Origin of the sequence: Streptomyces sp. NBC_01439 (assembly GCF_036227605.1) — a bacterium.
Classification (GTDB): Bacteria; Actinomycetota; Actinomycetes; order Streptomycetales; family Streptomycetaceae; genus Streptomyces.
In genome coordinates, this window is record NZ_CP109487.1 from 5,944,312 (window position 1) to 5,965,819 (window position 21,508).

21 protein-coding genes and 1 pseudogene are annotated in these 21,508 nt (G+C 63.7%); 15 read left to right on the forward strand and 7 right to left on the reverse strand.

From position 1 onward, the window contains the following. The first annotated feature begins 15 nt into the window (after nt 1-15). Nucleotides 16-336: a DMT family transporter gene (locus tag OG207_RS26845; RefSeq protein ID WP_030158619.1), complete on the forward strand. Its 321-nt coding sequence runs from the start codon at nt 16-18 to the stop codon at nt 334-336. Nucleotides 337-349: 13 nt separating this feature from the next. Here OG207_RS26845 and OG207_RS26850 read toward each other — a convergent pair whose 3' ends face one another. Beyond that, complete coding sequence (locus OG207_RS26850; protein ID WP_329101581.1) at nt 350-2,791, reverse strand: transglycosylase domain-containing protein; 2,442 nt, start codon at nt 2,789-2,791, stop codon at nt 350-352. Nucleotides 2,792-2,977: 186 nt separating this feature from the next. Between OG207_RS26850 and OG207_RS26855 the strand changes: the two genes are divergently transcribed. Then, nucleotides 2,978-3,805 carry an ABC transporter permease gene (locus OG207_RS26855; protein WP_329101584.1) on the forward strand — a complete coding sequence of 276 codons (828 nt, stop codon included), beginning with the start codon at nt 2,978-2,980 and terminating at the stop codon, nt 3,803-3,805. 127 nt (nt 3,806-3,932) lie between these two features. Next, nucleotides 3,933-4,763, forward strand: a complete 831-nt coding sequence (locus tag OG207_RS26860) for an ABC transporter permease (RefSeq protein ID WP_329107911.1) — start codon at nt 3,933-3,935, stop codon at nt 4,761-4,763. A gap of 111 nt (nt 4,764-4,874) precedes the next feature. Here the strand turns inward: OG207_RS26860 and OG207_RS26865 are convergent, their stop codons facing one another. Further along, nucleotides 4,875-6,140 (reverse strand): IS701 family transposase, encoded by a 1,266-nt coding sequence (locus tag OG207_RS26865; protein ID WP_329095407.1) that lies wholly within the window; start codon nt 6,138-6,140, stop codon nt 4,875-4,877. 73 nt (nt 6,141-6,213) lie between these two features. Here OG207_RS26865 and OG207_RS26870 point away from each other — a divergent pair. After that, nucleotides 6,214-6,510: pseudogene (locus tag OG207_RS26870) on the forward strand (ATP-binding cassette domain-containing protein); the annotation flags it as partial. 242 nt (nt 6,511-6,752) lie between these two features. On the opposite strand, the gene OG207_RS26875 reads toward OG207_RS26870, so the two are convergent. Next, on the reverse strand, nt 6,753-6,965 hold the full coding sequence (locus OG207_RS26875; protein ID WP_329101586.1) for a DUF397 domain-containing protein: 213 nt from the start codon (nt 6,963-6,965) through the stop codon (nt 6,753-6,755). Between the two features lie 29 nt (nt 6,966-6,994). Then, nucleotides 6,995-7,840: a helix-turn-helix domain-containing protein gene (locus OG207_RS26880; protein ID WP_329101587.1), complete on the reverse strand. Its 846-nt coding sequence runs from the start codon at nt 7,838-7,840 to the stop codon at nt 6,995-6,997. Between the two features lie 252 nt (nt 7,841-8,092). Here OG207_RS26880 and OG207_RS26885 point away from each other — a divergent pair, with 252 nt between their 5' ends. The 6 genes from OG207_RS26885 (at nt 8,093) to OG207_RS26910 (ending at nt 12,580) form a co-directional block, all read left to right on the forward strand. Beyond that, a complete protein-coding gene (locus OG207_RS26885) occupies nt 8,093-8,410 on the forward strand; it encodes a recombinase family protein (RefSeq protein WP_329101589.1) in 318 nt (105 codons plus the stop codon). Continuing rightward, on the forward strand, nt 8,407-9,018 hold the full coding sequence (locus OG207_RS26890; protein ID WP_329101590.1) for an ATP-binding protein: 612 nt from the start codon (nt 8,407-8,409) through the stop codon (nt 9,016-9,018). Before OG207_RS26885 ends, OG207_RS26890 begins: the two co-directional genes overlap by 4 nt. Before the next feature lie 15 nt (nt 9,019-9,033). Further along, a complete protein-coding gene (locus OG207_RS26895; RefSeq protein ID WP_329101592.1) occupies nt 9,034-9,279 on the forward strand; it encodes a DUF7848 domain-containing protein in 246 nt (81 codons plus the stop codon). Between the two features lie 335 nt (nt 9,280-9,614). Beyond that, nucleotides 9,615-10,676: a hypothetical protein gene (locus OG207_RS26900; RefSeq protein ID WP_329101594.1), complete on the forward strand. Its 1,062-nt coding sequence runs from the start codon at nt 9,615-9,617 to the stop codon at nt 10,674-10,676. Between the two features lie 10 nt (nt 10,677-10,686). Further along, the gene (locus OG207_RS26905; RefSeq protein ID WP_329101596.1) at nt 10,687-11,895 is read left to right on the forward strand and encodes a radical SAM/SPASM domain-containing protein; all 1,209 of its coding nucleotides are present in this window, start codon (nt 10,687-10,689) and stop codon (nt 11,893-11,895) included. Then, on the forward strand, nt 11,888-12,580 hold the full coding sequence (locus tag OG207_RS26910; RefSeq protein ID WP_329101598.1) for a class I SAM-dependent DNA methyltransferase: 693 nt from the start codon (nt 11,888-11,890) through the stop codon (nt 12,578-12,580). Before OG207_RS26905 ends, OG207_RS26910 begins: the two co-directional genes overlap by 8 nt. 5 nt (nt 12,581-12,585) lie before the next feature. Here the strand turns inward: OG207_RS26910 and OG207_RS26915 are convergent, their stop codons facing one another. Beyond that, complete coding sequence (locus tag OG207_RS26915; RefSeq protein ID WP_329101601.1) at nt 12,586-13,152, reverse strand: NUDIX hydrolase; 567 nt, start codon at nt 13,150-13,152, stop codon at nt 12,586-12,588. Between the two features lie 392 nt (nt 13,153-13,544). On the opposite strand from OG207_RS26915, the gene OG207_RS26920 reads away from it, so the two are divergent. The 3 genes from OG207_RS26920 (at nt 13,545) to OG207_RS26930 (ending at nt 18,459) form a co-directional block, all read left to right on the forward strand. Continuing rightward, a complete protein-coding gene (locus tag OG207_RS26920; RefSeq protein ID WP_329101603.1) occupies nt 13,545-15,509 on the forward strand; it encodes an ATP-dependent nuclease in 1,965 nt (654 codons plus the stop codon). An 11-nt stretch (nt 15,510-15,520) separates the two neighbouring features. Next, nucleotides 15,521-17,266 carry a UvrD-helicase domain-containing protein gene (locus tag OG207_RS26925; RefSeq protein WP_329101605.1) on the forward strand — a complete coding sequence of 582 codons (1,746 nt, stop codon included), beginning with the start codon at nt 15,521-15,523 and terminating at the stop codon, nt 17,264-17,266. A gap of 182 nt (nt 17,267-17,448) precedes the next feature. Then, nucleotides 17,449-18,459, forward strand: coding sequence for a hypothetical protein (locus OG207_RS26930; protein WP_329101607.1), 1,011 nt, complete (start codon nt 17,449-17,451; stop codon nt 18,457-18,459). Between the two features lie 144 nt (nt 18,460-18,603). Here OG207_RS26930 and OG207_RS26935 read toward each other — a convergent pair whose 3' ends face one another. Next, nucleotides 18,604-19,029, reverse strand: a complete 426-nt coding sequence (locus tag OG207_RS26935; protein WP_329101609.1) for a hypothetical protein — start codon at nt 19,027-19,029, stop codon at nt 18,604-18,606. 149 nt (nt 19,030-19,178) lie between these two features. Continuing rightward, a complete protein-coding gene (locus tag OG207_RS26940) occupies nt 19,179-20,609 on the reverse strand; it encodes a hypothetical protein (protein ID WP_329101611.1) in 1,431 nt (476 codons plus the stop codon). Between the two features lie 168 nt (nt 20,610-20,777). Here OG207_RS26940 and OG207_RS26945 point away from each other — a divergent pair, with 168 nt between their 5' ends. Together OG207_RS26945 and OG207_RS26950 are read left to right on the forward strand one after the other, a co-directional pair. After that, nucleotides 20,778-21,116 carry a hypothetical protein gene (locus OG207_RS26945; protein WP_329101613.1) on the forward strand — a complete coding sequence of 113 codons (339 nt, stop codon included), beginning with the start codon at nt 20,778-20,780 and terminating at the stop codon, nt 21,114-21,116. Further along, the gene (locus tag OG207_RS26950; RefSeq protein ID WP_329101616.1) at nt 21,116-21,331 is read left to right on the forward strand and encodes a hypothetical protein; all 216 of its coding nucleotides are present in this window, start codon (nt 21,116-21,118) and stop codon (nt 21,329-21,331) included. The genes OG207_RS26945 and OG207_RS26950 overlap by 1 nt, the downstream gene beginning before the upstream one ends. Nucleotides 21,332-21,508: the final 177 nt, after the last annotated feature.

Consider the following 21,508-nt stretch of genomic DNA (forward strand, 5'->3'; position numbering starts at 1 on the left):
CTCGGAGGTGCCGTCATGGCATGGGTTCTTCTTCTCGTCGCCGGTCTGCTCGAAGTCGGCTGGTCGATCGGCATGAAGTTCACCGAAGGTTTCACCCGGCTGTGGCCCAGTGTGTTCACGGGTGCCGGGATCGTCGCGAGCATGGTGTTGCTGTCGTACGCCGCGAAGACCCTGCCCATCGGTACGGCCTACGGGGTGTGGGTGGGCATCGGTGCCGCCGGCGCGGCCGTGCTCGGTATGGCGGTGTTGGGTGAGCCCGTTACCGCCGCCCGGATCTTCTTCATCTGTCTGTTGCTGGTCGCCGTGGTGGGGCTGAAGGCGACCTCCGGTCACTGACCGGGTGCTGCGGTCATTCCAGGAACGCCGACGGCGGGCGCAGGCCTTCTGCGGGGCCTCCGTCGCTGCCCTGCGCACTGCCCTGGGTGTTGCCCTGGGTGCCCTGGGTGGTGCCGCCCTGGTCGCCGCCCTGGGTGGTGCCGCCGTTGTCTTGGCCGCCGTTGTCCTGGCCTCCGTTCACCGGGCCGCCGTTGTCCTGGCCGTCCTGGTTCTGGCCGCCGTTGTTCTGCCCGCCCTGGTTGCGGCCGCCCGTCGGGTTCGACGGCGAGGGTCGGGCCGGGCGTTCGGGGGTGCTGGGCGAGGGTTCGCCGGGGGTCTCCTGCGGCGGGTTGGATTCCGGGCTGGGCGGCGGTGGGGGCGGTGCGGCGCCGGGCTGGAGTTCCAGGTCGAAGTCGACGGGGTCGGTGCCTTCCAGGGCGGTCTTGGTGTACGCGGCCCAGATCCGGGCGGGGTATCCGCCGCCGCCGATGCGGGCCTCGCCGAGGGCGCCGTAGAGGGATTCCAGGGTTCCGGTGTCCGGGTCCTGGCCCATCATCGAGATCACGGTGACCAGGTCCGGGGTGTAGGCCGCGAACCAGGCCGAGCGGTCGAGTTCGCCGGTGCCGGTCTTGCCCGCGGCCGGGTGGCCGGCGGCGAGGGCGGCCGTGCCGGTGCCGTTGTCCACGACGCTGACCAGCATGGACGTGGTGGTGTCGGCGGCTTCGCGGCTGATGGCCTGGGTGGGGGTGCGCTGGGGGAGGCCGATGGTTTCGCCGCCCTTGGTGATCTTCTCGAGGAAGGTGTAGGGGGTGCGTCGGCCGTGGTCGGCGAGGGTGGCGTAGGCCTGGGTCATGTCCAGGACGCTGGCCTGCAGGGTGCCGAGGGCCATGGCCGGGCCGGGTACGAAGTTGGGGGTGTTCTCGGGGATGCCGAGGTCGATGGCGGTCTTCTTGACCTTGGCGGTGCCGACGTCGACCGCCATCTGTGCGTACACGGCGTTGACGGAGAGGTCGGTGGCGGTGTTGACGGTGATGTTGCCGTAGGAGACCTGGCCCTCGTTCTCGGGGGCGAAGCGGATGCGGCCGCCGACGACCGGGCGTTTGTTGTCGCCGTTGTAGATCGTGTTCGGGGTGATCCGGCGGCCGTCCTGGGTGCGGGAGTCGTTCTCGACGGCGGCGGCGAAGACGAAGGGCTTGAAGGTGGAGGCGACCTGGTAGTCGTGGCGGGTCGCGTTGTTCACGTACTGCTTGGTGTAGTCGATGCCGCCGTACATGGCGAGGACCTTGCCGGTGGCCGGGTCGATGGAGACCCCGCCGGCCCGGACGAGCCGGTCGGCCTTCCGTTTCTCGGGTTCGAGCTTGCTGACCATCTGGTCGTCGACGGCGCCGACGAGGGCGGCCTGGCGGCGTTTGTCGAGGGTGGTGGTGATGCGGTAGCCGCCTTCGGCGAGGGTCTTGTCGTCGAGGATCTCGTTGTCGACGATGTAGTCCTTGATCGCTTCGACGAGGTAGCCGCGCTGGCCGGAGAGACCGGCGGCCGCGCGGACCTTGCCCGGTTCGGGGAACTGCGTCTTCGCGCGTTCGGCGGGGGTCAGCCAGCCCTTCTTGACCATGCCGTCGAGTACGTAGTTCCAGCGGGCGAGGGCGCGGGGGCGGCTCTGGGGGTGGGAGACGACGTCGAAGGCGCTGGGGGAGTTGAGGAGGGTGGCGAGGTAGGCGCCCTCGGCGGTGGTGAGTTTGCCGACGTCCTTGCCGTAGTAGGCCTGGGCGGCGGCCTGGATGCCGTAGGCGTTGCGGCCGAAGTAGCTGGTGTTGAGGTAGCCCTCGAGGATGTAGTTCTTCGACTTCTCGCGGCCGAGTTTGATCGCGATGAAGAACTCTTTGACCTTGCGTTTGATCGTCTGTTCCTGGCCCAAGTAGTAGTTCTTGACGTACTGCTGGGTGATGGTCGAACCGGACTGGGTGCCCTTGCCGGTCGCCGTGTTCCAGGCGGCGCGGAGCATCGCCTTGGGGTCGACCGCCCGTTCGGAGTAGAAGTCCCGGTCCTCGGCGGCCAGTACGGCCTCCTGCACGGTCCGGGGGATCTGTGACAGCGGCACGTTGACGCGGTTGACCTCGCCGTCGCGGGCGATCTGGGAGCCGTCGGAGTAGAGGTAGACGTTGGACTGCGCGGTGGCGGCGGCGTTGGCCGGCGGGATGTCGACCAGCAGGTAGCCGGCCACGAGGGCGCCGCCGATCAGCAGGGCGATGAGCAGGACGGCGCCGAGGACCATGCGCCAGGTGGGTAGGAAGCGGCGCCAGCTGGTCCGTCGGCGCCGGGCCTTCTTCCCCGCTCCGCCCTGATGCGGCCGTTGTTGCGCCTGCTGTTCCTGTGGTGACTGGTGTGGCACCGGCGGTTCTGCCCGTGGCTGCGGTACGTCGGGCGGGGTGTCGGGGTCGCGAGGGGTCCAGCCAGGGGGTGGTGACTGGTCGCTCATCTCCAGGACTCCTCGACGCCGTTCAAAACATCCACTTCTATACCTCATGCTGTCTACCCGATGGCCACTGATTCCGCCCCGGACGGGCATAAATCGGTCGCGTGGCTCGCCCCTCCGTACTAAGCTCGCGCGCTTTGGCCGACGTAGGAACGACGTGGGAAACGGAGGGATACGGTGCGCCGGAGAGTGCGGAACGGAGCGCTTCGGACGACGGGTCTCTACCTGGCGGTCGCGGCGGGCGGATTCAGGCGCTACGCCACCTACGGGACGGCGACCGCGGCCGGGGTGTTCACCAACACCGTGTTCGGGTTCATCGTCGCGTACACGTACATCGCGCTGTGGGACGAGCGGCCCGGACTCGGCGGCTACGACCAGGCGCAGGCGCTGACCTTCGTCTGGATGAGCCAATCGCTGCTCGCCGCCGCCGCCCTGATCGGCGGTGGTTTCCAGGAGGAGCTCCAGGAGCGGATCCGGACGGGCGACATCGCGGTCGACCTCTACCGGCCCGCGGACCTCCAGCTGTGGTGGCTCGCGGCCGATCTGGGCCGGGCGGGCTTCCAGTTGGTGGGTCGCGGGGTGCTGCCGCTGGTGGCGGGGGCGCTGGCGTTCCCGCTGGCGCTGCCCGTCGATCCGTTGCGCTGGCTGCTGTTCCTGGTGTCCGTCCTGCTGGCGCTGGTGGTGAGCTTCGCGCTGCGCTACATGGTGGGGTTGGTGGCCTTCTGGCTGATGGACGGGGCGGGGATCAACATCATGGCCACCGTCGCCTCGATCTTCTTCTCCGGGATGCTGCTGCCGCTGACCGTCTTCCCGGGCGGGTTCGGCGAGTTCGTGCGGACCCTGCCGTGGGCGGCGATGTTGCAGGTGCCGATGGACGTCCTGCTGGGCGAGCACGCGGGGGCCGGGGGCGCGGCCGCGGCGCTGGGCTTCCAAGCCGTGTGGGCGCTCGTACTGCTGGGAACAGGGCGGCTGTTGCAGTCGGCCGCGACACGGAAGGTGGTGGTCCAGGGTGGCTGAGGCCAAGGCGGGGGCCGGGGCCGGGCTGGAGGCGGTACCGGCGCGTGCACCGGACCGGGAGCGGGATCAGGACCGGGATCAGGATCGGGGCCGCGCGCGGGAGCGGGCGCGGGACCGGGAGGCCGCGGTGGCCGGGGCGCCTCGGCGCGGCCTGACGATCGAGGGGCTGCGCGGCTACTGCCTGATCGTGGGCATGTGGATCCGCTCCACGATGACGTACCGGACGTCGTTCGTCCTGACGACCTTGGGGCAGGCGGTGATCACCCTCCTGGACTTCGTCGCGATCTACATCATGTTCTCCCACGTGGACGCCCTCGGCGGCTTCGCCCTGCCCGAGATCGCCCTGCTGTACGGGTCCTGCTCGGCCTCCCTGGGCCTGGCGGACCTGCTGCTCGGGAACACCGACAAGATCGGCGCCCGGATCCGCGACGGCTCGCTCGACACGATGCTGGTGCGGCCGGTCCCGGTGCTCGCGCAGGTCGCGGCGGACCGGTTCGCGCTGCGCCGGCTGGGCCGGATCGGGCAGGGGGTCGGGGTGATGGGCTGGGCGCTCTGGTCCCTGGACGTGGACTGGACGGTCGGGAAGGTGCTGCTGGTGCCCGTGATGGTGCTCGCCGGGGCGGCCATCTTCGCGGCCGTGCTGGTCACCGGGGCGGCCTTCCAGTTCGTGTCCGGGGACGCGGCCGAAGTCCAGAACTCCTTCACCTACGGCGGCTGCCAGATGCTGCAGTACCCGCCGACGGTCTTCGCGAAGGACCTGCTGCGCGGGGTGACCTTCATCGTCCCGCTGGCCTTCGTCAACTGGCTGCCGGCGCTGCACGTGTTGGGGCGTCCCGATCCGCTGGGCCTGCCCGGGTGGGTCGCGTACCTGAGCCCGCTGGTGGCCTTCGTGGTGTTCCTGCCCGCGTCGCTGGCGTGGCGCGCGGGAGTCCGTTCGTACCGAAGCACGGGGAGCTAGTAGGGCTTGGTCAGGTTGGGGTTGGTGTGGGTATGCCGCGGTGGCAGGTGGGGCATGCGCCGGTCCATGTCGCGAGGAGGGTTTGTAGCTCGCGGACGACTTGGTAGAGGCTCAGGCCGGCGCCATGTCTTTTGGGGCTCTGGCCAGTCGTTGCAGGGTGCAGAAGGCGTGGGCGACGGATACGAGGGTGACGTGGTGGTGCCATCCGTTCCAGGTGCGTCCCTCGAAGTGGGCAAGTCCCAGGGCCTGTTTCATCTCGCGGTAGTCGTGCTCGATGCGCCAGCGGAGCTTGGCCAGGCGGACCAGGGTGGTCAGCGGGGTGTCGGCGGGCAGGTCGGAGAGCCAGAACTGAACGGGTTCGCCCTGGTCGGCCGGCCACTCGGCCAGCAGCCAGCATGCGGGCAGTTCCGGGCCCTCGACCGTGTGGCGGACCTCGCGACCGGCAGGCCGGATCCGCAAGGCCACGAACCGCGAGTACATCCGCTTGAAGCCGCTGCGGCCGGTGCCGGGCCGGGAGCCCTCACGCCATTGCACTGGCTTCGCCGTCTTCCGGCCGGCCGCGATGACCAGCTGTTTCACCGACTGCGGCTTGTCCGGGTACTTCGCCACGGGTGGCCGTCCGTTCCCGGAGTAGGGCTCGGTCACCGGCACGGCTTCGCCGGGCTGGGCCGAGAGGGTGGTGGAGATCCCCACCATGTAGTTGAGGCCGCGGGCCTGCAGGCCGTGCCGGAATGCCGCCGCGTCTCCGTATCCGGCGTCCGCGACGGCCAGCGGCACCTCGATGCCCCACGAGCGGGTCTCATCCAGCATGTCCAGGGCCAGCTGCCATTTCTCCACATGCCCGGTGTCGTCGGGAATGCCGCAGGCGGTGCGGCGGGCGACCTTGGCCGGGTCCGCCTTCGGCGAGGCGGGGTCCCAGGCCTCGGGCTGGAACAGCCGCCAGTTGACCGCCACCGAGGCGTGGTCCGAGGCCAGGTGCAGGGAGACGCCCACCTGGCAGTTGGTGACCTTGCCCGCAGTGCCGGTGTACTGCCGCGAGACACACGCCGAGGCATTGCCGTCCTTGAGGAAGCCGGTGTCATCGAAGATCAGCACGGTGGGCCGGATCGCCTTCTCCATGCTCCAGGCCAGCCGGGCCCGCACATGCGCGGGGTCCCACGGGCTGGTGGTGATGAAGTGGGCCAGGGCCTGACGGTTCCCGTCCTCGCCCAGCCGGGCGGCCATCGGCTCGACCGACTTGCGCTGCCCGTCCGTGAGCAGGCCCCGCAGGTAAACCCGCCCCCACCGACGCTGATCCTTACGCGCGAACGGCTCGAAAACCTCCGCCGCGAAGTCCTCCAACTCGCCACGTACAGCTGCAATTTCCTCCGGCGTCACACGTCTTGAACGACTCACCGAGCCCTTAGGACACGCAACACCAGCCCCAACCTGACCAAGCCCTACTAGAGCTGTGGCGGATGCGCTGATCTCGTTGGACGGGGTCGAGAAGGTCTTTGACGTACGGCGCCGGGTGAGCCGGATGCGCCGGGAGAAACGCCAGGTCAGGGCGGTGGACGGGATCAGCTTCGAGGTCGCCCGGGGCGAGATGGTCGGCTACATCGGGCCCAACGGCGCCGGGAAGTCGACCACGATCAAGATGCTGACGGGAATCCTGACCCCGAGCGGCGGCCGGCTGCGGGTCGCGGGCATCGACCCGGCGCGGGAGCGGATGCGGCTCGCGCACCGGATCGGGGTGGTGTTCGGGCAGCACTACCGCGAACGATGCGGTGGACAGAGGCCAGTCTATCGGGGGTGGCGGTCGTCCGGGGTGTCGTCCGGAGATGAGCAAACCCGCAGCTCAGAGTCCCTACAAGGAGGCCAGCGGGCACCCCGGGGTACCCGTGGCGAGTGCCTGCGCCGACGCTCTAGCCGGAAACGATCTTGCACGCCAAGAACCCCCGACCATCGCGGCAGGTCGGGGGCTCTTGATGCGTCTGGATCTTGGTGTGGCTACGGCTGCGTGAACTCGCCGCTTACGACGCCGTTCACGAAGGCGTCCCACTCCTGCGGGGTAAAGGCGAGGATGGGGCCCTTGCCCTTGGCCTTCGAGTCGCGCAGTCCAACGACACCCTGGTGAAACGCTACTTCAACGCACTGACCGCCGTTGTCACCACTGAAGGTGCTCTTGCGCCACGTGGCGCCGGTGAAGTCTGGGGTGTTCATGCTGGTTACTCTCTTTTGAGGTGTCGGCGCTAGTCCGCGTTGGCCAGGCGAAGGATCATGTTGCGCGACTCTACTTGGCCCAAAGCCGCAGATTGCAGCCGATTCCACAGCGCAGTATATGCCTGCACCCCATCCGGCCGGTCAAGATAGGTGGCGTCGGTGTAGTCCTCCAGGTAGACCACGTCAGAGGCCGCGTCGTGATCAAAGCGCATGATCGTGAAGCCCACCCAGGCAGCACCAAAGGTCTGGGCGTTGAACGGGAGCACCTGGAGTTCAACGTTCGGTCGCTCGGCCACCTCTGCCAGGTGAAGCAGCTGCTCACGCATGATGCCCGCGTCCCCGATGTTCCGGCGGATCGCTGACTCACTCAAGATGAAGTTCAGTATCGGGGCGTGCGGCTCGTCGAGGATGGCTTGCCGTTCGAGCCGCACCTTGAGCTGCTGATCCATCGCCTCCTGCGACACGCCCGGCTGCGCCTTGACGTTCATCGCCCGGATGTAGCTCTCGATTTGGAGGATGCCGGGGACTACCTCCGGTTGGTACCAGCGTAGTTCGGAGGCATCCGCTTCAAGATCGACGTACGTGCGGAACCAGTCCGGGATAGCGCCGAGGTAGCCAGACCAACGACCGCGCTGTCGACCGGCGCGGGCCAACTCCTTCATCCACTCGGCCTCGTCGCCACTCACGCCGTAGAAGTTGAGCAACAGCGTGAGGTCGGTCAATTTGATGCCGCTCTGACCCAGTTCCAACCGGCTGATCTTGCTGGCCGCAGCGTCGATCTGTTCGGCAGCCTCATCTTGCGTCTTGACGGCCTGCTCCCGCGCACGCTTCAACGCGTTGCCGAGCCGACGCCTCTGGATCGTTGGGGTTGCCACGTCGATGATCCTCCACCTGGTCAGCCAGGTGCTCATTATGCCTTCGCGTGCCTCAGCCACAGGGCGGCGTCCCCTCGAACGAGCGGTTTCCCAAAATAGGAGTCCAGATTCAAGATGGGAGCCTATCCTAGGAGTCCAAAATCGACCCTCATTCGCGCTGCTACCGGCGAACGGGGGCTCTGAGCTGGGCAGATGGGCAGTGGGCGAGAACGGTGCCCCGTTGATCTGGCCACGTCCGCAGGGAGGCCCGTCATGAAGCCCCTGATCATCGGGTACATGCGCGTTCCGGACGACATGAGCGACGAGGAGGTGAAGAAGAAGCAAGACGACATGACCGCGTACGCGGAGGTCGAGGGACTCACCCTCGCCGCCGTGTTCCACGAGTTCACGGCCGGTCGGCTCGACGCCTTCGAGGAGATGACCGAGGCGGTCCAGCGCACCGAAGCCCCCCACGTGGTCGTGCCGTCCTACCGCGACTTGGCACTGACGCGCCCGCTCCAGGACGCCATGACGCTGCACCTGGAACTGAGGGCGAACGCGCAGATCGTCAGTCTGGACGAGTGCGCATGAGCCAGCACCAGGGCGACGAAGAACCCTTCTACTTCTCTCAGCGCGCCCGCTTCATGGATCAGCTCAACCTGGCCGCTGTCAGCACGGCGGTGAGTGTGTCCCGCCACTTCATCCGGCTCACGCTCTCCAAGTGGCACGCCCGCGCCATTGAGGGGGACGCCGCCCTTGTCGTATCTGAGTTGGTCACGAACGCCGTGCGAGCGACCGGCGGCGTTCTCGACCGTCAGCCGACGTGGTCTGAACTGGATGAGCTCAACCTCGTGACAGTGCGGATGCTCGGCCTGCCGACCAGCGTCGTCATTGAGGTGTGGGACGTCTCCCCGAAGAACCCGGTGCTCACCACGCCAGACGACGACACCGAAGGTGGACGCGGCTTACTCCTCGTCCAGTCGCTCAGTAGTCAGTGGGGCTCTCACCGCACCCCGCGGGGCAAGGTGGTGTGGTCTGAACTTCAAGTGCCCGGCGCTACGTCTCCCGTGCTGCCACGTCGCAGTAGGTCGCAGCACTCCAACGTGCAGCCGGCGGCGAGGGCTGATCCCTGGCTTTTAAGACGCGTACTCGTCGGCCTCCAGCCACCAGGACCCACCGCAGCACATCCACCCCGATGAAGCAGAGAGAAGACGATGGGCAGGACGAGGACCTACCGCTTCCGGAACTACGAGATCCGCACCGACCCGATAGGTGAGGTCACCTTCGAGGCCGAGTGCGTCTCGGGTGATGAAGCCAACTGCGGTGCGGCGTCTGGTGACATGGCCGAGATTATTGACGTTGACCGCTGGATCGCGGAGCACGTCCAGGACACCGGGCACAGCCGCTACCGTAGAACGGCGGCGGACTACGCTCTCGTCGAACCCGGCGAGTGGCAGTAGTGCCTGAGGAGACTGCCGCCCTGGCACACAAAACAGGCTCCCTCTCCTGGATAGGGCGGTAGAGACACCCCGGCGTTTGGAACCCGCCGGGGTGTTCTTCGCTGGGGGTGCAAGCGTCTCTATTGAGCAGCGTGTTCCGCCCTGAAGAGCGCCTTTCAGTCAAGACGTAGGAAGCTAGGCAAATACCCGCGTACTCCGCATACTTGGTGCAGCTTTGACCTTCGCGACGAGATGACCTTGGGGGACAAGTGAGCTCAGGCGCGCATGAGGTAAGCAAAATTGGCTTAGACACTGCTGCCCGGTATCTGGACCGGGTGGGTATCACGGAAGCCCCCTTGATCGACCTGTACTGGCGTCAAGGGGGCTCTTCTTTGGGGCTGGCGCTTCTAAAGCGTGCTGCCGAGTCTCTTGACCTGATTGTCCCGGATGACGTGATCCTTGGGCTCGACGATGCCGCCCGGATCGGCGCCGATCGGCTCGTTGAGTCACTGCCTTCTTCGCTGCGGGCCGGCTTCGCATTGAAGTACTCCGGTCATGAGGAAAGCTTCTCGCCGGGGTGTACACGTGGCCGCTACTCGTCCCGTCGTCGCTTCTGGGACGGCGGCGACCCCGACCAGGCCCGATCACTGGTTGCCGACGCGATCACGCACGCGCCACCGGGGACGCAGACCATCGTGTTCCAGCAGTACATCAAGGCCGAAGGGTTGTCCGGCGTCTTCTACGCCTACGGCTACAGGGGTCGCGTCCTTGTGGAGGCGACAAGTAGGGGCCGCCGTACGTTCACGGAAGTGCGGGGCGGACACGTGGTCGAGCAGGCCACCGTGACCGGCGAGCACATCCGGTCGGGCAGCCGCGTTGAGGCCGACTCCTTCCAGCTTTACCGGTGCATCTCAGTACTGCGTGAAGCGGTCGGGTTCGATCTCGACATGGAGGGCTTCGCCTCTGACGCGGGTGTGATCGCGGTGCAGCTCCGGCCGATCCCTGAGGACATGCCACGTCTGCCAGGTCCGGCCCGTCTCCCTCGTCCACGAGACGGCTGGCACCGCACACCGTGGGTCTGGGGCGCCTGGCAAACCGGTGTAGCCACCGTTGACGAAGACGTTCCCGGACACCCGGCTGTCATGGTGAAGCGGTCGGTTTCCCTTGCCGACTGTCCGCCGATCCTGGCTCGTCTCTATCGGGGCGACCCCACCTTGGTCGTGGACGCGTTCGACGGCTTCCGGCTCAGCCATGATCCCCGGCATCTTCCCGAGGCGATCCCCTCCCGCAGGGCATTCGCATACATCTCCGTGGCGGGGAGTCCGCTCGCTCAGCTCCGCGCCGGTGAAACCGTCGAAGCCTTCGTGGACGGGGACGCCGGGATGATCCGCCGCACCACTGCCGCAGCCTTCAACTGAAAGGTGTGCCATGTCATCCGCAACCGCCGGCGTAGAGGCGCCGCCGTTCGACTTCCTGGCCCGCGACGAGGGCAAAGAATGGTTGCTCTTCGACTGCGTGAAGCACTCCGTTGAGCCCGTCACCGAGGACGCCGTGATCATGTTGGAGCGTGGCGGCGCGTTAGTCCGCCGCATCCAGCGGCCAGCACTGCCGGGGGCGCTATCCGCCCCGCTCAAGCTGTTCGTCAGCGTCTCGAACCGCTGCAACCTGACGTGCCTGCACTGCATGTCGGACTCGTCACCGGCCGGAAGGACAGAGCCGACCACAGACGAACTGCTAACGCTCATCCGTGAAGCTGGGGAGCTCGGCGTCTTCCTGGTGGTCGTTGGTGGCGGCGAACCTCTGATGCGCCATGACATTTGGGCGCTCGTTGGTGCCATGCGCAACGAGGGTATGGGGGTGTCGCTGACGACCAACGGCACGATCGTGAGACAGCGGGACCTTCGGGGCTTCAAGCGTCACGACGTGCGGGTGAACGTCAGTCTCGACGGTGCTGAGAAGAACCACGACCGCATCCGGGGAACGGTGGGTTCCTTCCAGCGCACCATCCAGGGCATCCGCACCATGTTGGATGCGGGGATCACGCCGACGGTGCGCTTCACCCTGATGAACTCGAATCTCGAAGACGTTGACGCCGTGCTCGACCTCTGTAGCGAGCTGGGCGTACCGGTGAAGGCCCGGCGGGCCAAACCGGCGGGAAGGGTCATCGGGACGACGGACATCATCACCGAGGGGACGCCCGCCTACTTCGACGCCGTGGTCAAGCTGAACAAGGCCGACCACTGCGGGGTGGAAGACCTCATGAACGTTGAGGCCGGAGCCAAGGAGCCGTTGCTGTTGTCGGAAAACGACTGCGGCGCCGGTACGCGGATCATGTTCGTGGACGAGGACGGCACGGTGTCGCCCTGCACGTTCCTTGGTGATGGCTTCCACGCCGGACGGTGGACGCCGGGAAGTCTGGGCGACTTCTGGGCCAATGCGCCCGTCTTTGAGCAGATGCGAAACCTGCCCGAGAACAAGACCTGTGGTTCCTGCTCACGTCACACCGCCTGCCACGCCGAGTGCCCGGCAATGCGCCTGCATGTCAACGGCTCCCTGGACGGTGACGACCCCGGGTGCATCAAGCCGCTTCTTGTCCAGCTCGGCCCAACCCGCCGGAAGGGGACGCCGGGTGTTTGAGGACATCGCACCCGTCTACGACCTCGTAAAGTCTCACCGCGACTACGCGGCCGAGGCTGACGTAATCCGTCGTCTCATCCAGGGACACGCCTCGCAGACGAAGACCGTCTGCGAGGTGGCCTGTGGCACGGGGACCTTGCTTGCTCAGCTCCAGGAGTACGAACGCGTCGGGGTAGATGCCAGCGACCCCATGTTGACGCTGGCCCGGAAGAAGTTGGGCGACACGGCCACGCTGGTGCACGGCAAGATGCAGGACTTCCAGCTACCGCGGCCGGGCGTCGATGTCCTACTGCTTCTTGACGGTGCGCTCGGGTACGCGGGGCCGGCTGAACTTGAACCGACCCTTTCTACGTTCGCCCGGCACTTGGTGGATGGCGGGCTTCTGGTCGTAGAGCCCTGGTACACCCCGGACGAGTGGAAGCCGAAGAAGGTTCACGTCACCCACCATGCGGACGGCGTGGTGACGGTGGTGCGGGTGGGCTACGGCCACCCCGATGGGCGCATTGACTTCGCGAGCGTCATCGGGACGAGCGCGGGCCTGCGCACCTTCGATGAACGCTATGACTTCACGCTGCACACGGCTGACGCGATGGCAGCAGCGTTCACGGCGGCCGGGTTCATCGACGTACGCAAAGAGGCCGCGCCCGAGTTCAGGCGCGGCCTCTTTGTGGCGCGGAAGGAGTAGTCGGATCAGCGCTTGGCGGCTCGGCGCACCTCGTAGGCAACCCGGTACAGCGCGGCCAGGTGGTGTTCGCCGTTTTCTTCCAGGCGCTGGACTGCACCCTGGATGGGGAGGATCACGACTTCTTGGATCGACTCCATCTCGACGCCGCCGTCATCGTCTGACGACCCCGAGATGATGACGTCCGCCCACCCCAGCGCTACGGCGAACTTGGGATGCGGCAGCCACGGCCGGTAGGCAACCTCGGCCGTGGTCTCACTGTCCCACTGACCGAAGAGTTCAAAGCGCGTAGCCTCGCCGCCGATCTCCTCCGCCAGTTCGCGCGTCACGCATGTCTGGATGGCTTCGCCGTCCAGCAGCGTGCCGCCGGACGGTCCCCAGCCAGATTCCTTGGCGTGCAGCAGAACGACCCGGTCACCCACGAAGGGCACGACGTGCACGTTGCTGGTGTAGTCACGGGGCGGAACCTCGTCCTTGAAGTACGAAGTCACCGCACGCCACTTGTAGGGCGTCTTGAGAGTGGCGAACGCGTCATCGAGGTTGGCGCGGATGTCGAGCGGTAAATTAATGGCCATTGCTTCCCATTCTACCGAAATAGGGCTGTTTCACCTAGTGGGGCAGCTTACGGACACGCGGCAGCAGTCTAGCGGAGCGGGCTTGTCGAACGGGTGGGCGCGGTAGGTCCGTTGACTTTCTGATGGGCTGCGGTGGGGTTGGAACGGTGCGACCAGCCGCAGGCCGGCGGAGAGCCGTTGACCCGTCGCAGCTACGACGCTCGGTCAGTCCTCAGATTCGCCACGCTCGCCCCCTCGTTCGACGGAGCGAGGGGGCTGTCGTATTACCCGTCAGTTCACCTGCGCAGCCTGGGGGTTGTGTGGCAGGGTGCCAAGGCTTCCTTATGTGACGCATGGTACAAATGGAGGCTTTTGTTTAGAATAGTAGACATGGAATATGCGAGGAACTACTTATGAGCGACGAGCGCGTAGAGCCTGGGATGTACCTGCGGAGCCTCCGCATCAAGAATTTTCGATCCTGTTATGACACGGAAGTCGAGTTTCAACCAGGCATTACACTTCTCGTTGGTGAGAACAACTCTGGCAAGTCCAATGTAATCGAGGCGCTACGGCTTGCAACTGCACCCCTAAACCGTCGGGCAACGAGATGGTTTGATGAGTCTGACCTGTCTCACGGCCAGGAAGGTCAAGAGGCCGAACTTCACACGTTTTACGATGGCCTGACAAAAACTCAGCGCGCGCACTACATCGCGGCGTTGGATGTCGATACTAACCAGGCCGTCTACTCGGCAAAGTATGCGATCGACTCAAAGCGTCGACACAACGTGCGATCGACTTTCACGGCTGGTCCCGTTAGTGGAACGGATGCTGAACCCGAGAAGCGTGAACAGATCGCGCACGTTTACCTCGCACCTTTGCGTGACGCCAAGAAGGAACTTGATTCGTCAGATGGTAATCGTCTCCTCAGGATCATCCGACACCTAACTAGCGAGGAAGAACGAGAGGACTTCCTCAAGAGCGCCAACGATTCCTTCAAGGAGCTCAAAAAGCACGATGTCCTCGCTACTACCACGGATGAGATCCAGGGACATCTAGGTGAACTGACCAACTCCGTGCGCGGCCAAAGCGTTGAGGTCACTTTCGCTGACTACGAGCTGAACCGATTGGCTCGCAGCCTCAGAGTGAAGATGGCGGAACATGGGATTGAACCCGCCGATCTCACGGAGTCGGGATTGGGGTACGCCAATCTACTCTTCATCGCTACTGTCATCCTGGAGTTGCGCAAGGCTCAGGATGCCGAACTGACACTGTTCCTGGTTGAGGAACCGGAAGCGCATCTTCACCCACAGTTGCAGGCTGTGCTACTGGATTATCTGCGCGAACAGTCCGAGGCTTCACCGGGCGATGACACACAGGGGCCGGCTGGACGAATCCAGGTCATTGCCACGACGCATTCACCGAATTTGGCGAGCAGTGTTGGTATCGAGAACGTCGTAGCACTTCGCACCAAGGTAGAGATCGAGACGATCCAAAACGATGCGGGTACTAAAGAGGTCGCCCGCCGTAAAACACGTGCGCTTCCCTTGGCGAAGCTCAATCTCAAGGACAACGAACGACGGAAGATTAATCAATACCTAGACGCCACGCGAGCAGGACTTCTCTTTGCCCGGCGAGTAATCCTCGTGGAGGGTATCGCCGAAGCCGTCCTGCTGCCCGCGATCGCACGCCACTGCGTGTTTGGCGACGATAACAAGCCTGAGCAAATGAGACAACGGCGAAAGTTTCACGGGGTCACGATTATCAACGTGGGCAGCGTTGACTTCGCACCGTACATCACGCTGCTGCTCTCTGAGGTGAACGGCTGTCGTTTGCTGGATCACTTGACGGTTGTCACCGATCGGGACCCAGATCCGGAGCTACCGAAGAAACCGAAGAAGAAGGATGACAAAGAGCCAAACGAGCAGCCTCAGGAGGAGGCCGATGTCACCTCTTCGGACCCAGGTGAGGAGGATGAAGATCGCGCAGCCAATCGCACCAAGGTAAGCAATCGCAAGGAACTTCTCACTGAACACGCCAGGCTGATTGATGCCACCGACTATCTGACTGTGGCCGAGGCGCCCCACACCTTGGAGGCAGACCTTCTCGCGCCAGAGGGAAATGAACCAATCCTAAAGCAGGCATATTTGAATCAGCACCCACAGTCGGAGCATCACTGGCGAGACATCAAGGAACACGAGAAAGGTCCAGCCTTCGGCTTCTATCAGAAGCTTTGCAAGTACGACAAGTTCATCGGCAAGGGTGAGTTCGCGCATGATGTCGCGCTCGCCATCGACAGCGGCGGAGACTTTGAAGCGCCTGAATATCTTGTCACGGCTATCCGTGGTGTGCTTGAGGACGAGACGGGTGGTGCGGGTTGAGCGCCATTAGCTTGACCGAAGACCAGCAGGCTCTAGTTGATGCTGAAGAAAGCCTGTTTGCGGCTGCCTGCCCAGGAGCAGGAAAGACTCGCGCCATGGTGGCACGGTTCTTGAAGCGGACCGCAGAAGAGAATCGCCAGGGCGTTGCTCTGATCTCCTTCACTAACGCGGCTGTCGATGAGGTACGTCATCGGTGTGGCGATCAGATCGACGCTTTGAAGGTTCCAAACTTCGTCGGAACCTTTGATGCGTTCATTCATCGCTTCATCGTCACGTCGCTCTTCGTGAGGGAGTACAAGGTTCCACCGAAGTACGTGCAAAGCTGGAAGGAGATTTCAAGCACGAGCTTTCGCATGAGCGAGATTCCTCGGTCTGGCGAACTTCAATTTAGCTGGTTCGACTTTGATCGTAACGGTCGGGCTACTCTCGTGATGGATCGAGTTGATCGGCGCTTCGGTAATGCCGAGGCGAAGACAGCACTCTCGGCGATTCGGCACAAAGTAGAGAGTAGGGCGTCGTACATCTTTGGAAAGCTGCTTGAGGCTGGCACCGTCAGTTGTGATGCAGCACGGTTGCTAGCCGAATTCTGGCTTCAAGACAGTGAGGCTCGACAGGTCCTTGGGCCACTGCTTCAATCGCGTTTCTCAGAAGTGATCGTTGACGAGGCGCAGGACTGTGGTCGGGAAGAGCTCCTCGTCTTGCAGTATCTCCTTGAATGCGGTATCCGGGTTGTGATGGTCGGAGATATCGACCAGTCAATCTACGAGTTCCGCAATGCGACACCGAGTGCCGTACAAGAATTCGTGAAGAACCTGCCGGTCCAGTTGGAGCTTGGAGATAACTTCCGTAGCTCTCCGGCGATCTGTGCGTTCAATGGTGGACTACGGTCAGGCACCCTAACCGAGACGTCTCGTGGGGCGACATCGACGCTACAAGTTCCGGTGCATCTGATCGAGTTCTCAGCTCTTGACGATATCGTCCCTACGGCATTGCAGATCGCTGAAAACCAAGAGCTGGTGGCGGGCGACCTGATGCTCCTCTCACATGCAGAAGCCCATGGCATGAAGGCAGCTGGTGTGGTTGATGCCGAGGCATCAGGAAGCAATCGAGTCCTTGCTATCGCCGATGCAGGGTTCAAGCTCAGGTCTAAAGAGTTCGATGCTCGGACGCGCTTTAAATCCATTGAGCAGGTAGAACGTGCCGTCCTAACGGCTCTCACCAGTGGCAAGGATTCTGGGCACAAGAGCTTTGAGGCTATTTGCGAGAAGCTCGGTCTTGAAACACGATGGCTTCGCAATTTTGCTGTGCGCATGGCCGTCGCGCTAGATGCTGAGGGGAAGACCAGACAGGGCTTTGCCACTGAGGTTCGGGATTTCCTCAAGGATGCAAATTGGGGCGATTTGAATCCCCCCGTATCCGGAGACCTTGGGGGTCTCTTCAGAGCACCCAAGGAAGATGTCTGGGCCAACGTCGCAAGCCTGGGTGACGATCCCCTGATCCCATACTCAACTGTCCATGGCGTGAAAGGCATGGAGTTTCCCGGTGTCGTGCTAGTGCTTCCGGATACGCCAAGAAGCAAGGCAACGGAAGAAGTATTGGACGCTTGGGAAAGTAGTCAGGACATTGAGTCTCGGCGCGTTCTCTATGTCGCCGGTTCTCGTGCACAGAAGCTGTTGGTGTTCGCCGTCCATCGCAAGCACATCGACCGTGTCGCCGCTCTCCTCGACGCCAAAGCCGTTCCGTACGTACGCTCTTGAGGCGGGTCGCAGTCCGCTTGATCGAACTGCCCTAGCGCAGGCCGGCCACGGGTGCTGGGTCGGTCTACTCCACACGAGCGCAGCCCTCGGATTGATTGACGCGCTCTCTCAGGACATGAGCACCGTGGCGCGTCAGCAGAAAAGTGATGGAGGCTGTCATACCCCGCGACTACCGTTGATCCATGACGGAAGACCAGCGCACACCACTCGCCAGACCCACGCCGCTTGATCCCTACAGTTCAAGCGCGCCGCACCTAGTCGGCGTCGTGGACACGAACGCGCTGTTGAGCAGTATCGAGAACGACTGTCGCAAAGGGTTCCGATCGAGGCTGCTGCGGATGACCGATGGGGGCACCGCCACTCTCTACGCTGCCGACCACGTCCTTGACGAGACGTACGAACACCTCCCAAGGATGGCCAAGCATGGCCTGGTCTCTCTCGCAACCCTCCGCGCCCACTTTGAAGCCGAGTATCTACCGGCGCTGCGGTTCGTCACGATGTCGGACGTCGATGGCCCGGACGCTCAGGTCTTGGCGATCACCGACACTGACGACGTGCCAACAGGTAGGTTGGCCAAACTCATTGCGCCGTGTGTCGTGTTCTCGGATGACCGGCACCTCAAGAGGCCCGGGTTCGCTCCGAAGGATTGGCAAAGGGCGGCGAAGTCCGTCCTCGACATCACCGAGGGCTTGAGGGGTCAAGCCGTCGCGGTGAACGCTGCCGTTCTTCCGGCCAGGGGCGCAGTGGGTCTGGTCAAGCTCTTGGGGCGGCAGGCCGGCATCTCCCCATGGGCAATTGGTGCCGTCGTCCTCGGTGGTGGCGCACTACTCCTCAAGAAGCCCGACCGAAGGAAGGCGGTTGCTTCGTTCGCCGTCAGAGCATTCGAAGTAGTCGGCACCAAGCTGGAAGCGGGAGCAGCGCAGGAACGGCTGGGCGTCGAGAAGCTGCGCGAGGTCATCGTTGCCACATCGTCGCAGCCGACGATCCGACAGCGGGTCGCGATCACCTTGGCGCGGCAGAACGAACCGCTGCTTGCCGCCGAGGTGCAGGAGCTGATTCAGGCGCACTTCCGTGATGGACCGGGGGCCACCACCAAAGAGGTACGGGCTGTGCTGGAAGAGGGGACGGAGTTCGTCCGGGTAGAGCGGTACCGGTGGCAGCTCGGGCGCGAGGTCGCTCCGCGGTCGTCTTGAACCTGCGAACTCACCCCAGGCCGGCCACGCCCTGGTGGTCGCATGGTTCCAAGTGACACCCCCAGAAACGAAGAACACCCCGCGACCGGCAGCGGACGCGGGGGCGTTCTTCGCTGTGGTGCGGGGTGGGTTGTAGGAGCCGGATCAGTTGTGCGGGCTCGCCGGGATGATCTGAGCGATCACTTCATCGAGCAGGATGTCCAGGCTGGGGCTGCCGTTGGAGTAGACGTACACGCGTACGCGCCTCTTCTGGTCGCTATAGCTGGAGCCTTCCTCCACGATCCAGCCCTCGAAGTACCAGTCCGGGTACTCGAAGTAGACGGTGTCCTTGTCTCGATAGTAGTCGGCCGTCTCGTCGATGGCGAAGATCGTTCGCAGAAGGGTGACGGCCACCTGGACCATTTCATCCTTATCCAGGCGGACGGGGACAGTGTTCGGGTGACTGAACCTGCTGTCGAAGGCCGAAGCCTTCAGGTCCTCGATGGTGAAGTCTGGAGTGGACCCGAACAGGCTTGTGTCGGATTCGAAACCGTTCTCACTGAGGTCGCTGTTGAGGCGCTCTTCCGGCATGCTGTCGTACCCCTCATTCGATTCGGATGGAGCACGCCGCTAGTTCAGAAAGAACGGGCGGGGTGCCACACCAGAAGAGAGAGGCCGGGATCTATTGCCAATTCGGCAATCTGTGTCTATTTAAACACATAGGCGCACTTTAGTCAATACTATTCAAGATTGACCTTGACGTCGAATAGAACGTATCCAGCGTTCTGACTGATAACGCCGTCTAGGTTCTCTTCTCCAAGGAGGGCGCCGGAGGGTGTAGTAATCCCACTTGCTGCGGTGTCACCATTAAACGTCTCCGCAAGTTGCGGACGGCCGGAAGTGTTGTCGTAGGGCAACATATGCACCCGTGCACTCCCACGCTGGTATGTGATCGTGACGGGTTGTGAGGAGGCAAAAACGCAGCTTGACCACACCGTCATAGAGTCCGCTGCCGACAGGATTCCGACGAGGGATGGGTTATTGGCTTGATTCACAGGGAGGCGCACGCGGACCCGGGTGTCATGCAGCTTTGCCGCACTGTTTTTGTCATCGAGGTTCGGAGCTACTGCGTTATCGAACCAGATGTAGCACTGGTAGGTGTGGTCTTCGCGCGCCGACACTTCCGTGCCCCAAGTGCTGTTTTCTCTGTCACGGCACTGTACGAAATTCCGCTCGTCTCCGTGCCTGTCATGGTCGGCGATCGAGTTGAGCACGGGATACGGTGCAGGCTTCTTCATGGTGAAGGTAGGCCGCTCCGGTCCCCATCCCTGACCCTGGTCTGCGCTGGGTTGGCCTGACACCGCCACCGGGACTTTTGCTAGAACGGCATTCGGGAACTGATGCGGCTTTGGGTCTAGCTTGGCGTATCGCCCCTTAAGGGCATCGTTAATCAGGTCGTTCTTGTCTGGCGATATCACCTTCATGATGCCGACAGTGATGAAGGCGCCTGCTATCGTGCAGAGTGCGACCAGGAGAGCTACATGGGTATCATCGCTTTGGATTGCCCTGTCGTAGTGTCGATGAATTAATGACCAGAGAGAGTGCTTGGACTTTCCCTCGATGGTCAGTGCCTCGTTAGCCTCGGATACTGGCTGGCTGTCGGGGAATGAGGCCGCCTCTTCCTCAGTCGCAGCGTTGGTTGAATTGTCGTCATCCAACGAGATGGATTGGGTGTGGCCGAAGGCATCTGCCAAGCCTTCGGCTCGCCGCTTCAAGATGGCGTCAGCCAGAGCAGGAAACGCCTTCCTGTCTTCCCGGCGCTGATGCGTTCGGGAGCTCCCATCCTTGAAGAAGCGCTTCTCTCTTTCAAGAAAAGGTTCCTCACCCGAAGCCCACTGACGGCGAGCGACCAGTCCGCCATGTGAAGACATCGGAAGGCCATCGTCGTCCAGGCCAACGGCGAGCGCAACACGAGCAATTCGGGCGTTGGCTTGGTCTGTCATGCCATGAAGAACGTCTTCCAGTGCCGCTAGGCCCGCAACTGGATCGCCTGGAGTGAGCAGATAACCAAGTAGTTTCGCCCAGCGTTCGGCACCCAACTTGCCCACGGTGGCACCGGGGCCATCTCGAAGATCCTTGAACATCTCGATCAGCTTGTCCCCGCTGTCCACGCACCCTCCCTGAGCTGCACCGCGATACCTCAAGTCTCCCATGACACGACCTGACAGCAGGCGACAACAGGACTGTCAGCCCTCTGTCCTGTACCTCAGTCGTGCATCTGGCCGACGGTTGGTGTGCGGGATCAACCACGACCCGCACGACCACGAGAAGGACGACACATGGGCAACGACTTGGTACTTGGCGGCTACGGCCAACCCGAGGAGCGAAGGGGTTGGCTCGCTCCCAAGCAGTCCGCCGTTCAGCGTGAGTACCAGCAGCGCGAGGAGCGCGCGGCGGCTGAGCTGATGTTCCAGGCGAAGAAGCAGGAGGCCACGGCCGCACTGCGGATGCGACTGACCGAGACCGCCATGCACGACGTGGCCGACGTCGTCTCCCTGGCCCGACAGCTCGCGGCCGGTGATCCGTTTCTCGCTCAGGAGCTGGGCGCGCTGGTTGGCGAGTTCAACCGGCAGACCGCCCGCGACATTCGCGGCTTCGGCAACGGGCTCGGTCTCTGATGAACCCCATCGGGCTGGTGGTGGACGCGGTCATCCTCATCGCTGCCGTTGGCTTCGTGGTGGGTTGTCACATCCAGGAGCAGGTAGCCGAGAAGAGGAAAATCCGGCGTCGCGATCCCTGGCGCATGTCGATTGAGACTCGCGCCAGGATGCGGCAGCGCAAGCACGACACCATGCGCCGCATGATCCAGGCCGCCCAGCAGCGCCGCCGCTAATCCTCCCGACCAGCCCCCTCCGTACGTCGCCTCTGGGGAAGACAGCCGAGACCTTCTCTCGGTCATCGCCACCCCGACACCGGGCGATCCCAAGCGGCAGGGGGCTGCGTCATTGATCCGCCCCACCAAGCCGCCGCCGGCCACGAGCTGTAGGTCGGCGGCACCTACTCGAGAGGG